At 35.1% G+C, this 15003-nt stretch carries 14 protein-coding genes; 12 read left to right on the forward strand and 2 right to left on the reverse strand.

Going from position 1 to position 15003, the window contains the following annotated elements; genetic code table 11:
* Positions 1-14: 14 nt before the first annotated feature.
* Genes JI667_RS14645 through JI667_RS14665 form a run of 5 tightly spaced genes read left to right on the forward strand, consistent with a single transcriptional unit; the run spans position 15 to position 5956 of the window.
* Positions 15-1991, forward strand: a complete 1977-nt coding sequence (locus JI667_RS14645) for a hypothetical protein (protein ID WP_206856182.1) — start codon at positions 15-17, stop codon at positions 1989-1991.
* 14 nt (positions 1992-2005) lie between these two features.
* On the forward strand, positions 2006-2932 hold the full coding sequence (locus tag JI667_RS14650; RefSeq protein WP_206856185.1) for a hypothetical protein: 927 nt from the start codon (positions 2006-2008) through the stop codon (positions 2930-2932).
* 11 nt (positions 2933-2943) lie between these two features.
* Positions 2944-3678 carry a hypothetical protein gene (locus JI667_RS14655; RefSeq protein ID WP_206856187.1) on the forward strand — a complete coding sequence of 245 codons (735 nt, stop codon included), beginning with the start codon at positions 2944-2946 and terminating at the stop codon, positions 3676-3678.
* Positions 3617-4999, forward strand: coding sequence for a DNA cytosine methyltransferase (locus JI667_RS14660; protein ID WP_244668334.1), 1383 nt, complete (start codon positions 3617-3619; stop codon positions 4997-4999). The genes JI667_RS14655 and JI667_RS14660 overlap by 62 nt, the downstream gene beginning before the upstream one ends.
* A 12-nt stretch (positions 5000-5011) precedes the next feature.
* Positions 5012-5956 (forward strand): PD-(D/E)XK motif protein, encoded by a 945-nt coding sequence (locus JI667_RS14665; protein WP_206856201.1) that lies wholly within the window; start codon positions 5012-5014, stop codon positions 5954-5956.
* A 68-nt stretch (positions 5957-6024) separates the two neighbouring features.
* Here the strand turns inward: JI667_RS14665 and JI667_RS14670 are convergent, their stop codons facing one another.
* The gene (locus tag JI667_RS14670) at positions 6025-6996 is read right to left on the reverse strand and encodes a restriction endonuclease PLD domain-containing protein (RefSeq protein ID WP_206856204.1); all 972 of its coding nucleotides are present in this window, start codon (positions 6994-6996) and stop codon (positions 6025-6027) included.
* Positions 6997-7173: 177 nt separating this feature from the next.
* On the opposite strand from JI667_RS14670, the gene JI667_RS14675 reads away from it, so the two are divergent.
* The gene (locus tag JI667_RS14675; protein ID WP_206856206.1) at positions 7174-8331 is read left to right on the forward strand and encodes a DNA cytosine methyltransferase; all 1158 of its coding nucleotides are present in this window, start codon (positions 7174-7176) and stop codon (positions 8329-8331) included.
* 262 nt (positions 8332-8593) lie between these two features.
* Entirely contained in the window at positions 8594-9823 is a 1230-nt protein-coding gene (locus JI667_RS14680; protein WP_206856209.1) for a DNA cytosine methyltransferase, read from the forward strand.
* 19 nt (positions 9824-9842) lie between these two features.
* On the opposite strand, the gene JI667_RS14685 is transcribed toward JI667_RS14680, so the two are convergent.
* Positions 9843-11759 (reverse strand): ATP-binding protein, encoded by a 1917-nt coding sequence (locus tag JI667_RS14685; protein WP_206856224.1) that lies wholly within the window; start codon positions 11757-11759, stop codon positions 9843-9845.
* A gap of 290 nt (positions 11760-12049) precedes the next feature.
* Between JI667_RS14685 and JI667_RS14690 the strand changes: the two genes are divergently transcribed.
* The 5 genes from JI667_RS14690 (at position 12050) to JI667_RS14710 (ending at position 15002) form a co-directional block, all read left to right on the forward strand.
* Positions 12050-12910, forward strand: a complete 861-nt coding sequence (locus JI667_RS14690; RefSeq protein WP_206856227.1) for a hypothetical protein — start codon at positions 12050-12052, stop codon at positions 12908-12910.
* A 333-nt stretch (positions 12911-13243) separates the two neighbouring features.
* A complete protein-coding gene (locus tag JI667_RS14695; RefSeq protein ID WP_206856231.1) occupies positions 13244-13771 on the forward strand; it encodes a MauE/DoxX family redox-associated membrane protein in 528 nt (175 codons plus the stop codon).
* Between the two features lie 11 nt (positions 13772-13782).
* Positions 13783-14340 (forward strand): hypothetical protein, encoded by a 558-nt coding sequence (locus JI667_RS14700; RefSeq protein ID WP_206856234.1) that lies wholly within the window; start codon positions 13783-13785, stop codon positions 14338-14340.
* Entirely contained in the window at positions 14333-14623 is a 291-nt protein-coding gene (locus JI667_RS14705) for a PqqD family protein (protein WP_206856238.1), read from the forward strand. Before JI667_RS14700 ends, JI667_RS14705 begins: the two co-directional genes overlap by 8 nt.
* Positions 14610-15002 carry a lasso peptide biosynthesis B2 protein gene (locus JI667_RS14710; protein WP_206856250.1) on the forward strand — a complete coding sequence of 131 codons (393 nt, stop codon included), beginning with the start codon at positions 14610-14612 and terminating at the stop codon, positions 15000-15002. The genes JI667_RS14705 and JI667_RS14710 overlap by 14 nt, the downstream gene beginning before the upstream one ends.
* Position 15003: the final 1 nt, after the last annotated feature.

Below are 15003 nucleotides of genomic sequence, written 5' to 3' on the forward strand. Positions count from 1 at the left end.
CGGAGGTATAAATAATGAAAATAGAAATTGCGAAAATGGAAAGAATGTCTGAGAGAGGGAGCTCTCTTCTTAGATTAATTCAAAACAGTCATACACCTCTCATCGATCTGTTAATTAGAGAATCCATTCAAAATAGTCTCGATGCTGGAAGTGATTCAAAAACACCGGTTAATTTTGATATTTCTGTTAAACAATTTATAAAACAAAATGTGTCCAAACATTTTGAAGGTATAGAAGATGGGTTAAATAGAAAGTTTCAAGACTCTGCTCAAAAAAGTATTGTTATTAGAGATTCCAATACTACTGGTTTAACAGGACCATTACACCAGGAATATATAAAAGACAATCGCTTTGGTAATTTGTTAAAACTTATTTATGAAATTAGTATGCCACAGGAAAAGAAAGAAGCAGGAGGATCCTGGGGACTTGGTAAAACAGTTTACTTCCGAGTGGGTATTGGTCTTGTACTCTATTACTCAAAGGTTAAACTTGAAAATGGTGAATACCAGTCAAGAATGGCCGCGTGTTTGGTTGAAGATGAATCAAGAGCCGATGCCCTGATCCCCAACAATGATGGGGGATTGAAAAGGGGAATTGCCTGGTGGGGCGAATCTCATTCGGAAGATTCTACGAGACCGTTAATAAACGAAAACGAAATTAATGAAATACTAACTGATTTTAATGTAGAACCCTATGGAGAGAGAGAGACGGGAACTACAATTATTATTCCGTTTATTGATTCTAAAAAGCTAATCACCAAAAGGGAAAACGAGAGTAACTTATGGTGGCACAAAAGCCTGGAACTCTATTTAAATATAGCTGTTCAAAGATGGTATTCGGCACGGATTGACAATGAGCTATATCCATACGGTAATTATTTGAAACCCTCAGTAAACAGGGTGGAGATTAATAAATCGAATATGGAACCGGTTTTTTCTATTCTTAGATCGCTCTACCTGGCCGGTTCAGTGGGCAAAAAAATAACAACAGAATTTGTTAATAACAACGATATTAACGTAACGGAGATTGAAATTTATAGAACACTTAAGAGTAATGTAGCAGGAAGAGTCGCATTTGTGAAAGTTAATAAAGAAAAACTAAAAATGAATGTTCCAAATAATAAAAAGTCACCTCACGAGTATTTAGATCTTGATAATAGTAAAGATGAATACAATACACCGGTCTTGGCTTATCTTAGAAAACCTGGGATGGTTGTCAGCTTTGAAACTGAAGGCAAGTGGACAATTGGAGTTGAAAAAACAGCAGATGAATACATTTTAGCAATGTTTGTTCCTAATTCTGATAATACTGTTAAGGCAGATGAAGGAAACATTAGTCTTGATGAGTATCTTAGACAGGGAGAAAAGGCAGACCACTCTTCCTGGTCAGATATAATGTTAGATGAGAAAAAATTAACTATTGTAGACAGAATACAGAAGAGAGTTGCAGCCTCAATCAGAGACGCCTACAACAAAGAAGAGAAAGAAAGTAGCTCTTCTAGGAGCGGTGCTTTGAGCAAGTCATTAGCTTCAGCTCTATTGCCTCCTGCAGGGTTCGGTAAATCACCTGGTTCCGGCTCTAGAAACCCTGGGGGCGGCGGTAACCCACCTAGGACGAGAGCTGGTAAACTAATGATTACAGGCAACCGAATCGGTGAAAACGGAAATACTATCTTAGATTTTGAGATTACGGTTCCTCAAAAAACTGAAACACTTTTTTTTGAGTTTTTAGTAGATTCCGAGGGTAGTAAAAAAATCAAGGGTAATGAGTGGGAAGATGAGAACGAGATTGGAACCCCATTTCCAATTGAGATTTCAAAGGTTGTCTTAAATGACTCTTTAAAAGCAAATTTACAAAAAACAAGTAGATTTGGAATTAACAGTTCCGCACAAATTCCCTTGAAAGAGTTCAGCGGCAAAACAAAAGGTCAAATATATTTAATTAATCATGACCCTATGGTTCAAGCATCCATTCAAGAAAAACTAGATTAAAAAGAGGGGTTACAGTGACTACATCTATATTGTTCCATAACGTTTTAAATGAAAACATTTTTAATAAAATTGGTTTTTCCTCTCAGCCGTTTTATGCCTCATACCTAAATGAAGAATTTGAGGAAGTCCAAATGACTGTCGAACTTATAGAGGGGCAGGAAAACACATATGAGATTGTAGATCCTAAGGTACATTGGGATCCAGAAAAGCACGATTTAAATTTACACCAAGATATCGAAATACAAAATCCCTCCTTTTTATTTGAGGAGGATGGAATTGTGGAAACAGATGCAAAGCTGGGGGTTGCATTTAGATGGTTCTCCAAAGATTCTGCACAAAGAAGAGTCACCCCTATTGGAGTAATCACTTATGACAAGTATTCACATTTAGAATTAGAAATTAATGTTAATATACCTAAAGGTATATTTAGAGGAAGAGTAACTTTTGAAGTTATTTTTTACCTATTAGAAGCTGGAGAATATAGTCATGTGGTGCCAGGGACAGTTCTTGGAACACTTGAAAGTACTCAGCTGTTATTTGACGGAGAGTCCTCTCTGTTTCCAATAGTTGAAGTTAAGGATCCTTCCAAACCGTTGTGGTGGGTAACCTGTGATTTTGATGATCCTTTATATGATCAATTCAGTGAAGAAAATGTTTCTATTGTACTTAATACCGGTCATAAACTCTCAAGAAACCTAAAAATTGAAAAAGGAATTTCATCCTCACCTTTACTAGTGGAAATAATTGCTAGCGGTCTGCAAATAATAATTGATAAAGTAAAAGGCATGGGTGAGTGGGAACAATTATTAAATGGAGAATCAGAACAGGGAAGTATCGGAGAGGCTATATTTTATTTTGTAAATACATTTGGCTGGGATACTACTTCTCCTGAAAAACTGGCGAAATCAATAAGAGAAGACTTTGATAAGAGACTTAAGTGAGGTGAGTAAACATGTGGAAAAAATTATCAAAGACAGATGCAAAAAAAGAATTTAATAGTTGGTCTGAAGAAACTATACCCTCGTTTAACTGTACAGGTGAACAGCTTAAATTAAGGGAAAAACTACTGGAAATTGATAGAAAAGTAGTCGAGTACATTAATACAGAGGAAAGTGGAACAAATAAAAAAGATTATCTCTATGACTTGAGGTTTGGTATTGAACTGTATGACCTTTTTCGTTTAGACTATGATTTTAAGGAACGTCAAGCTTCATCCGATGAAATTTGGATTTACCTTTCAATGAGGGTAATACCTGATATAGTCTTTAAAAGATGGAGACTGTCTGAGTCAAGGTTCTATAAGCAGAGCAGAAGAATATGGTTAAAGACTATATGGTGGTATATTCACTTATCGTGGTGCGGGGATACGGATCGAACTTATAATACGTTAAGAGGGTTTACTACTGATGAAATCGTACAGCTCGTCGAGCGTTCAGGTCCCAGTGGTTACAGGATTGATTTAACTCGTGAAATAATGACCCAGTTTAGTAGACTAGATCAAACCAAAATCCACAGAAATCTCTTTAGGCGAATAATGAAATTAAATACCGCAAGAATAAAAATAGTTGAACCATCTTTGACTAATGGAGGAACAAAAAAATTTGTTGAGGAGTTAATAGGATACTTTGAAGATTTTGGAAAAGGGAACGACGGTAAAAACAGCAGTAAGTACACCCAAATTAGTTGATTTATTTTCTGGCTGCGGGGGCTTGTCATATGGGTTTCACCTCGCAGGCATGGAAGTTCAATCCGGTTTGGAAATCGATGAAAAGGCATGTAAAACGGCCTCATTTAACCTTCATTGGAAACACGGAAAGAATAAAGATCATCTTTGTGAAGACATTAAAGAAGTTAAAGGTACAGATCTAATTAAAGAAAAAGAATCCCCTCTAATTACTATAGGGGGACCGCCATGTCAGGCTTATTCCAGAATTGGGAAGTCGAAAATAAGATCTCTTGGTGAACATAGATTTGGATTGAATGATAATAGAGCCTTCTTATATAAAGAGTTTTTACGGATTGCTTTTGAACTGAATTCTGAAGGCATTGTAATGGAAAATGTGCCCGAATCCGTTAGCTTCTTTGGAATGAATATACCTCAAATTGTCTGCGAGATGTTAGAAGATAATGGGTATAATGCCGTTTGGACGATACTAAACTCAGCTGATTTTGGGGTGCCTCAAACAAGAGAAAGAGTATTTGTTTTGGCAATAAAAAAAGAAATAGGAGATATCAGTTTCCTGCCGGAACCTACCCACTGCAACCCTAATGAAGGTTACGAAAGCAGAGTAAAAAACAGGTTTCAAAAGTATGAAGATACTCCTAATTTCAGGATCCCAAAGACTGCAGAAAAAGGCTCACCAAGCTGGGTTACAGCACAGGAAGCATTAGGCGATCTGCCTGCATTATTTCCGAGTTCAGACACTAAATATCGTTTGAATAGAATGGGAACTAAACTGGATTACCAGTCACCGCCTACAAATGAATTTCAAAAGGAAATGCGGAGAGTTTCAGAAAATACTTTCATGAACAAGGTTGATGGAAATTGTTTTAGAAACACACCGAGAGACTTTCGTATTTTTGAAAAGATGCTACCGGGTGATGACTACAGAGATGCATTGAAAATTGCAAATAAGTTATTTGAGGAAGCATGTGTTTTTCAGGATATAACTAAAAACCAAGAAGAAGAATATCTTAAACTGAAAAAACAATATATTCCTCCGTATGACGACACTAAATTTCATGGCAAGTGGCGGCGACTCCGGCTTGATAAACCATCACATACCCTGGTAGCTCACTTAGGTACTGATACCTACAGTCATATCCACCCAATAGAACCAAGAGGTGTTTCTGTACGAGAGGCCGCAAGACTGCAATCTTTTCCGGACGATTTTATTTTTAAGGTTCCTATGGGAAGTGCATTTAAACAAATTGGAAACGCAGTACCTCCGTTCTTGGCAAAAGGGATTGCTAAAGCAATAAAAAAGAACATTAATCAGCATCAGTAAGGGAGCAGAAAAATGAATTTAGCCGAGGAAATAAGAAAAAAGTTTGCAAACTTATCTGATAACAGTGCATCAAAAATCGAAGGTTACGAAGAAGATTTTTCCTCGTGGGTAATAAAATATAAAAATAACTATGCTGTTGGTATAATGATTGACGAAAAAATAAAAATTAATGAATCTTTTGCAAATGTGTCATTTTACACTGACTGGTTTAGAGTAAATGATACAAATAAACATTTATTAGTGTTATCAAGCAGTGATGAATCTTTAAGAAATGAATTTGCTGGAATATGTGCTCTATTCCTGGAAACACCACTAAATGGATCCAAAAGAGAAGAGTTAATGAAGAATCCCATAAGATGGTGGAAAGATTGGAAAAACCTCATTGGGAATAAGAGTGTTGAAAAAAATGTTCATGGGGTTATCGGTGAACTGGTAATCCTTTATTACTTAAAGAAATGTGTAATGAAAAATATTAATGCTGAAAACTGGACTGGGCCAGAAGGAAAATCAATTGATATCAGAACAGAATCAAAGAACTATGAAGTGAAATCTTCTTTAATAAAATACAATAATATCGTAACTATTTCTGGCCAATATCAATTAAACTACGACAATCATCTTTCTTTAATGGTAGTGAAGCTAGAGGATCCTGGAGTAGAAACATTAGGCAGTGATATTGTCAGCATAGAGAGTCTGATAAAGAACCTTAAAGGGCTGGGAGTAGAACAATCAGTCTTGAATGCCAAAGTTTCTAAGTTAGGAATTAAGGAGAATTCATTAGATAGAAAGAAACAATTTAGAGTCCTGAAAGTAATTGAGTATCCTGTTAAAGATGATTTTCCACTTATAGATATGAATAATCTTGATGGGATAGCTAATAAAGATAGAATTTTACAAGTGACTTATAAGGTGGATTTATCTGGTTTAGAAAATGAAGAAATTGAAATAGAGTTTTAAAAATTTACTGTTGATAACTAAAAAAGACACCACTAGCTACCAAGCATTGGTGTCTTTTTTGAAGTTTATTAGGAGTAAGAAGGCATTTTTTTAGAAAAATCCATATAAAAAGTCTCGTTGTCTAATTTATGTACTCTTACATATTTTCTCCCGTATTTTTCTAGGTCACCTAGCTCGACTTTGGCTCCCAAATATAATCCCAATCGCTCTCTAAAGTATTTGCCTATTAAACTGTTATTTCTGGAAGATTCAATTGCTTTTCGATTCTCCTGTGCCATCACACAAATGAAACTTTGCCTATCATCTGTTAACATAGTAAATTCCTCTTTTAAAGGAGGGAAAAATCTAGGGTGTCTTTTGTTGAATGAAGTAGGTACAGGGATATATGCCTGATTAGGTTCTCTTCCTGTCCTTTGTCCCCAATTTAAACCGGATTTTTGGTGTATTTTCTTTTCTTTTTCTATAAACAGAGGTAAATCAATGAAGTCTTTACCTACAATGACTGATTCTTTAACAAATTCGTTTTGAGATAGATGATCTCTATTGGGGAGAAAGATGCTATGAAGCTTTATTTCACTCTCAACTAAAGAATCAGTACATTTTAGTAGATGATCTATTTTAAAGACATCAATTATACTGTCATAATGAGCAGGAACTAATAATTCTATTTGATCTCTGAACCCATTCCATGAAAAATTTGCAGATCCTACAAAAGTATCCGACCCTTCATTAAAAAGGGAATCTTCAGAAAGCCAGTGGTATACCTTTGAATGAATAGACGGATATGCATTATAATAAAAAACATTAACATTTTCTCTCTCTTTAGTAAGTATTTGATATTCTTGATGATCCCAGAGATTGATCCCATCCTTTTTAGCCATTCCTATAATTAAGTTAATTTCTATTTCGGGATATCGTTCTAGAATATGATGTAAAAATGATGAAGAAGCATAGCCTGTTAATATATTTAGCTTTCTGCTTAGTCTCTCAACATAAGGTTTTTCAAATATTTCATTAATTAGATTTGTAGTTAAGTACATACTTACCCTCCCAATAATTCCTATAGTAAGATATTAACAAATTATTACTGTATATTAAATTAGAAAATGACGAGAGAAAGATTTAGAAGTTATTGTTCTAATTACATTAACCAAATTAAAATGGTATAATAAAGTATTATTGATTCAAAATTATTATCCTGTAGGGAGTTTTATAAAATGCAGTTTAAAAAAGGAGAATTGTTCTGTGGGCCGGGCGGGCTTTCATATGGAGCCAGTATTCCTGAAATTTATAACAGTGCAGGTGAGGAGTTTTCTGTAAAACATGTATGGGCGAATGATTTCGATGAAGATACATGTAAGACTTTTCGCCATAACATCTGCCCAAGTAATCCTGATTCAGTTATTCATGAAGATGTAAGGAAGTTGAATATTAATGACTTAGAAGAAATTGATGCTTTTTCATTCGGATTTCCTTGTAATGATTACAGTAGTGTCGGGGAAAAGAAGGGTTTCTTTGGTGAGTTCGGTCCACTCTACACTTATGGTGTAAAAGTATTGAACCGATTTAATCCGAAGTGGTTCCTTGCAGAAAATGTAAGTGGACTAGAAAGCGCAAACGAAGGAGGCGCTTTCTTGAAAATATTAGAAGATCTAGAAAACGCAGGGGAACATGGGTACGAATTAACGCCACATTTATATAAATTTGAAGAGTACGGTGTACCGCAGGCAAGGCATAGAATAATTATAGTTGGTATACGCAAGGACTTGGATGTTAAATATAATATACCGAAGCCGACCCATGAGAACCCTTCTAGTTGGATTACTTCAAAACAGGCTTTAGAAGATCCTAAAATAGATGTCAAAACTGCTCTAAATCATGAATTTACAAAGCACCAAGATAAAGTGGTTGAAATGTTATCTCACATACCAAAAGGTAAAAATGCTTGGTATGAGAAAATCCCCCCACATCTTAGGTTAAATGTAAAAGGCGCTAGATTAAGTAACATTTATAAACGGTTACATCCAGATTATCCTGCTTATACAGTAACAGGATCAGGCGGCGGTGGTACTCATATGTATCATTATGAAGAAAACAGAGCTTTGACAAATAGAGAACGAGCCAGACTGCAAACATTTCCAGATGAATTTGAATTTATAGGCGGCAAGGAATCTGTTCGCAAACAAATTGGGATGGCCGTCCCACCATTAGGCGCGAAGGTAATTGTTGAAGCTGTCTTAAAATCATTTGCAGGGGTTCCTTATGCTTCTGTTGAACCTAAATGGCAAGGGACAGTTAAAGAAGTGTTAAAGGGGAATATGAAAAAACGTAAGTTGAAAAGTGAAGGTAAGCAGCTTACCTTTGATAACATTTAGAAAGTTTTCCTAATTTAGGTCTAGAGAGAACTGAAATAATAATGTTAAAGCGAAGGAAGATGATCTCTGTATTGTACAGGGGTCATCTTTTTTCGATTCATTTTAGCAAATGGTTGGTGGTACTATATTTGACACGAATTAAATTTCCGTCAGAAAAAGAGCGAGCATAGAATATTTACTTATTATACAATGCGGATTAGTTTAATTTATTTGGTATTAAAAATATTATTAACCTGGTATAATTTCATAGAGGTGAAAGTTAATGAACGTAATAGACCTATTTGCAGGTGCCGGGGGGCTCTCTGAGGGCTTCCGTCAGGAAGGGTTTAATGTATTGGCTCATGTTGAAATGGATATACATGCGTCTACCACATTAAAGACCAGAGAGGCATACTATTATCTGAAAGAAACAAATAAAATCGATATATATAAACAATATTTAAGGAAAGAAATAGATAGAGATGAACTGTACAACCATGTTCCAGACTACATTCTCGATAGGGTCATTAATAAAGAAGTTTCAGATAAAACAAACCCGCAAATCTTTAAGCAAATTGATGAGATAGTTGGTGATCAACATATAGATCTAATAATAGGGGGGCCACCATGCCAAGCCTATTCAGTTGCAGGAAGATCCCGAGATCCACATGGAATGAAAGATGACCCTAGAAATTATTTGTATAGACAATACATAGACTTTTTAAGAAGATACCAACCTTCTTATTTTGTCTTTGAAAATGTTATTGGCTTATTATCTGCAGGTAACGGTGAAATATTTAAATCTATTCAAAACGAGATGGACTCTGCAGGGTATGATATGGACTATAGGATTCTAAACTCTAATGATTTTGGGGTAGTTCAACAAAGAAGAAGAATTATTATTATTGGTTGGAAAAAGGGGATAGAGTTTACATATCCTGAATTTACAGCGCCTGAAGCAAACTACACTATACGTGATTTATTTCAGGATCTCCCTTCTATTAAAGCTGGAGAAGAAAAAAAACCTGGGAATGGTTATAAAGAGTCGGCGAATGACTTTCTGGGAAAAACACGAATAAAACCAGTGGACTGGGATGTTCTGACTCAACATATTGCAAGACCTCATAGAGAATTGGATTTAGAAATATACAGATATTGTGTTGATATCTGGAATAGAGAGAGAAGAAAAGTTAGGTATAATGAGCTGCCCGAGAGATTAATAACGCATAAAAATACTAATACATTCTTGGATAGATTTAATGTAATACCATATGAGGGTATATCAAATACCGTAGTAGCTCATATAGCTAAAGATGGTCACTATTATATTCATCCTGATATTGAACAAAATAGGTCTATTTCAGTTAGAGAGGCTGCACGAATACAGTCATTCCCTGATGATTATTATTTCGAAACGTCCAGGACATCGGCATTTAAACAGATTGGTAATGCTGTTCCACCGTTGATGGCTCGGAAAATTGCTGAAAAAATAAAATCAACCCTTTTGAACTAAGGGTTGATTTTTGTTTTGTTTATTCTTCTTTTGCAGCACTAATTTGCTCGATAGCATCCAGGAACTGTTTATGATAATGTCTTGCTTCTTGAAGCATATCAGTATATGTTCTAATTGTAAGTTTACCCTGTAAATTAAGAGCGTTATAGATTATCTCATCAGTTGAGTTCATCTCAATATTGTCAGACACTAAAAATGTTTTGATGTCCGTAATTTCTGTCCTTGTTTTAGTTGAGAAATTTTGGTAATCAATTGCTTGGTTTATTTCTTTACTGGATAATTTAATGTTAGGTCTCTTTAATTCAATAATATGAACTGTTCCATTAACATGAGAGCAAATAAAGTCTATTCTTCTGTTTCTTTCTTCTAATTCTTGATCAGGAAATTTTGCTTTTAGTATTCTAGAAAAAGTCACTTCTCTGTCGAATTTTGTCATTCTTGGGTCAAGAATCCAAGGAAACCTTTCTAGAAAAGGTTGTATTTCCTTTGTCTCCGAAGCATTATTATTTATAAAATGTTCAAATCTATTAATAGTTTCAATTCTACCCATAGCAATCTTAGACATTTCATATATTTCTATTTGCTCCCAATCCTGACTAATTTCCTCGATTTCTTCTAGAGTAATCTCATCATCAGCTATTTTAGAGACATAATTCTTAAAATACTCGAAATGAAGCTGTTTTTTTAATGAAGTCATTAATTCCGCAACTTTTTCAACTGCACTCTCATCATATTCTACATTTGAAGTCAGTTGTTTTTGAAATCTTTGGAGGATTAATTTATCTGCAGGACTAACTTCATTATAAAAACCATCACCTATGACCTCATTAATTTTTGTTTCTTGCTCAATCTTTCTATTTTCTCTCCACTTATAATTAATTTTTCGTACAAGTTCATCTAAGCCGTCTTTAAGTATAGAAAGGTTTTCATTTTGATCCCATAACAAAGATCTTCGGTCAGTAGAAACAAAATCTTGTAAGTTATCATTATCTACAAAGTCTACATGGAAATAGCCAGATACATAAGAATGGAAGCGATCATTGGATCTTTCATCAAAAAAACTCTTGTCTTGTACTAACTTTCTTCTTGCATACAGTATAAAACCGGTATGTTTTTTTGGAAGTGGTGTTTTATTAGTGAAAATATGACCTGTAACTCCCATATCGTTTAGAAACTTCAATCTTATATTATTCTCAATTAATTCTCTAAAATCTTCTGGGAATTCCCAAGAAAATTCCTTATTCAATCTATTATGATACAGTTCGTTCGTAACTGTAATAGTTTGATTGGTAAGTTCATCTTCTGAGTTCTCATCCTCATCTGTAGAGTCTTCTATTCTTGTTAGAGTAGTAACAAAGTTATCATCAAAAAAATTAAATTTTCCAGAAAGACTTTCAGCTAATGTTTCTATATCAGTAATATTATTTTTAGTAATATTTCTAATAATAAATTGAGTACCCGGTGGTTCAGTAGTTTCTTCATTAAATGTTATAATTCGTGGCCTATAACTCCCATTATCAGATTGACTTTCTTTAATATCATTGTAGTTCATAATGAATTTATTTTTTATGCAATCTTTTATTGAGGTGATTTCAATTTCTTCAGCTATCCCAAAAACAGCTAATTTTCCGAGTCCTTTTTTACCAGTTACAGGTCTTCGAAACCTAGGGGAGAGATCATTATTTTCATCAATTCTCCTATTTCTTCCTATAATTAAAAAGTTATTATTAATTTCTTCGAAGCTCATTCCATTCCCGTCGTCTATGACTTGAACTTCCTTATTATCATTGTTAATTATTACTTTAACCTTTCTTGCATCAGCATCGTATGAATTTGAGACTAATTCAGCAATTACAGGAGGGAATGAGCTATATAACTTAACTCCCAAATGATCAATAGTATTTAAGTCAAATTTCATTTCAAGAATCTTTTCCATAATATAGTACTCCTTAGGAATAAATTTTTTAACACCATTCTATTAAACCAGATTTAGGGTAATTTTGCATAATAAGGATAATTTTCAGACTGAGTGTATATGGCCACTCTGCAGCACGGTGAAACCTTAATTTACCTGTAGCCGGAACCGTTAAAAACCATTGTTAATCCATAAAACATTCGGCTCCCACCCGAATGTTTTTTTATAAAAAAATTTATCCATAGGGTGTCCCTTTCACTCCCATCTCCCTATATAAAGGGTGAAACCAAAATGAATGAGGAGTGATTGTAATGAATGGATGGAGAAAGTTGGAGACAGGTATGTTGGATAAGGAGACGTTTCATCACCCGGAGGATCTTCGGTTGTATGTGCTGGTTCTGTTGAATGCGACGTATCAAGGCGGGGTTCAGGTTGGCGGTGTGGTGCTTGGGGAGAGGCAGTATGTGCGTTCGCTCCGGAAGCTGCGGGAGGATCTGTGGTTCTATAATGGGAAGAAGATTGATGAGTATTCTCATTCGCGGATTCAGCGTTCGATTAAGCGGTTGGAGAGGGATGGATGGCTGAAGGCGGAGAAGTATGAGCATGGGTATGTGTTTACGCTGAGACCGACTAAGGATTTCGCTTGTGGGGAGTATTTGAGTTGGATGGGGATGTCTAAGAAGGAAGAGGGACGTGAGGAATCCGGTGGTGACCAGCCTGATGATGGGGCTGGTTCCGGAGGGTCTTCGTGCGGCGAAAAGGATGTGAAACAGGTGCGGAGAGAACCTGCAAACAGACTTAAGAACTTAGAGAAAGAAGAGATCTTAGAGAACAACAACATCAACACCACTGCCACTAGAGACACTAAGGATGTAAATAGGCTGCAGGCGTTGATCGGCCATTTTGTTGGCAGGAGGGGACAAGGCTTTCTGTTGACGCCGATGGATCACGTGGCGATGGAGCGAATCAGCTTGAGCGAGTTGTCGACGGATGAGCTGATTCGGTTTATGGATGAGCAGTTTGACAAGCAGGAGAGCATCAATCCGAAGCTGACGATCAACAGTCCGAAGTATTTGGAGAAGGCCCTTGAGGCGTATATCACTCCTAGGGAATCGATGCAGGACATGGATGACTTCTTGGGCGGGCTTGAGGAGATTGTGACGGAGGCATGACGTCGGGTGAGTTCAGGGAGCTGGTGAAGGTGATCAAGGGGGCTTATCCTCAGCGACTGCTCACTCATGATAGGGCAAAGTTTTGTTTCCATCACCTGAAGAACTGTGAGTATCACGGGGAATAGACGGTGTGATGCTTATATCAGTATGAGTGACGTTTCGCTTCCTCAATACATATGGTTTCTTCTAGGGATGGAATAGAATTAAAATACAAAAAAGTAAGAATATTCCTAAAAGAATAATTTCTGTCGACATTTGTATGTTAACATACAAATATAGAATAAATTGTAAAAACAGTAGTAGATTTTACATGTTTGTCGAGGGGGGAATAGATTGGATTTTATTTTTAATAGTTTAATTTACTCAATTGGAATCATATTTCTAACCACATCGTTTAGCAAAATAATTCATTATAAAAAATCTCAAGTGCAAATTACACAATATAAAATTTTACCCAGAAAGTTAACTCCTGTATTATATTGGCTCCTGCTTTTAGCTGAAGTAATGATTGTCATATCTTTCATGTTTAATATTGATCGAGCCGTCGGGATGGTGCTGGCTATGGTGCTATTACTTATCTATAGTGCAGCAATAGGAATAAACATTTTAAAGAAAAATACTGAGATTTCATGTGGCTGTGGTGGATTGGTGGAAAAAGGTGGTATAAGCAGGTTGACAATTGCACGTAATGTCTTACTGATTACCATTATTGGTGTTCTTAGTATCCATGCAGACAGCATTTCTTACTCAATGAAAATGAATGAAATAGTATTCTCTTTGGTATTAGGAATAAACATTGCGCTGCTGATAGGAATTCTTAACGATAAAATTGCTATCGTACATTCGTGGTACAAAATATAGGAGGGCACAAATTGAATACGTTTGTTTTAAGTGAATTCGAAATCTTAGTAATCTGTATCCTTACTGTTCAATCTATTTTTATTATCTGGCAATCAAAGCTGATTACCAGGATTATTTCAAGAATGCCCAATTTTTTTGAACTAAGAACGAAGGACAAATTGCCCAACGTTAAAAATGAAGGCTTTGAATTGTATTCAATATTAAATAAAGAAAATCATACATGTTTATTCTTTATTGACTCTAATTGTCCAATATGCAAAGGAATTCTCCCTCAACTTAGTAAAATTGCAGGGGAATATGAGTTAGATTTTATTATCTTTAATGAAAATGAAAATAGAGAGACAAATCAACTATTAAGTCAGATGCCTAATTATGTGAAAACGTATAATAATAAAATGGTCTATGAGAAATATCTCATTCGTGTAGTTCCGCAAGTAATAATTATCAATGAAGATAAGATTATTGAAAAAAGGAATATGATTCATGATATTGATGTTTTAAAAGACTTGATAGGTGAATATAAAAAAATTGCTACGATACGAAATGAAAGGAAGGTTGTATATGATTGATCTGCAATCCAGAATTATTATTAAAGAGAATATCTACGCATCTAAAGGTGATAACAATTTTATAATATTGGATATGAACAGTGAAACGTATTTTAGTTTGGATACAACGGCTGCTATTTACTGGGATCATTTTAGTGAAAATTATACTGTAGAGCAAGTGATCGATGTTGTTTTGAAACATTTTGATGTTACAAAGCCCCAAGCACATAAAGATATTGATGAATTTATACAATCCTTAAGTAATGCTGGGCTAGTGAGGGTCGATCCATATGTTAGGACTTAAAATTCAAGTTTTTTTTCGACTTTATTATATCGATCATTTGTTGAAAAAAAGAGGACTAAGAGAAACCTGTGAATTAATGAAAGAGAAGAAGTTGAATTCTAAATCGCAAAAAAATAGTGAAAATATTGAATCTCTATATTTAAAATGTACTCAAATTGATCGAACTTGTAGCCGGCATTTCCTTAAAAAGAGAGCTCTTTGTTTACATAAATCATTGGTTGGGTATCAATTGCTTTGCAAAAATGAACCATCTATTTATCTATGCGTAGGAGTTGCTAAGAAAGACTTTATGGCACATGCGTGGTTAGAAAAAGACGGTAAGGTCATAAACGATACACAGGATGTAAAGGATACACATAATATTTTATACACTATTTAAT

The sequence above is a fragment of the Bacillus sp. NTK074B genome (assembly GCF_017303375.1).
In the GTDB taxonomy this organism is placed as follows: Bacteria; Bacillota; Bacilli; order Bacillales; family Bacillaceae_B; genus Rossellomorea.

Excerpts from the sequence above, each read along its gene's own strand:
- JI667_RS14670 (WP_206856204.1), bottom strand. The coding sequence starts at position 6,996 with ATGTACTTAACTACAAATCTAATTAATGAAATATTTGAAAAACCTTAT.
- JI667_RS14645 (WP_206856182.1), top strand. The coding sequence starts at position 15 with ATGAAAATAGAAATTGCGAAAATGGAAAGAATGTCTGAGAGAGGGAGC.
- JI667_RS14710 (WP_206856250.1), top strand. The coding sequence starts at position 14,610 with ATGTTAGGACTTAAAATTCAAGTTTTTTTTCGACTTTATTATATCGAT.
- JI667_RS14665 (WP_206856201.1), top strand. The coding sequence starts at position 5,012 with ATGAATTTAGCCGAGGAAATAAGAAAAAAGTTTGCAAACTTATCTGAT.
- JI667_RS14655 (WP_206856187.1), top strand. The coding sequence starts at position 2,944 with ATGTGGAAAAAATTATCAAAGACAGATGCAAAAAAAGAATTTAATAGT.
- JI667_RS14685 (WP_206856224.1), bottom strand. The coding sequence starts at position 11,759 with ATGGAAAAGATTCTTGAAATGAAATTTGACTTAAATACTATTGATCAT.
- JI667_RS14690 (WP_206856227.1), top strand. The coding sequence starts at position 12,050 with ATGAATGGATGGAGAAAGTTGGAGACAGGTATGTTGGATAAGGAGACG.
- JI667_RS14680 (WP_206856209.1), top strand. The coding sequence starts at position 8,594 with ATGAACGTAATAGACCTATTTGCAGGTGCCGGGGGGCTCTCTGAGGGC.
- JI667_RS14675 (WP_206856206.1), top strand. The coding sequence starts at position 7,174 with ATGCAGTTTAAAAAAGGAGAATTGTTCTGTGGGCCGGGCGGGCTTTCA.
- JI667_RS14705 (WP_206856238.1), top strand. The coding sequence starts at position 14,333 with ATGATTGATCTGCAATCCAGAATTATTATTAAAGAGAATATCTACGCA.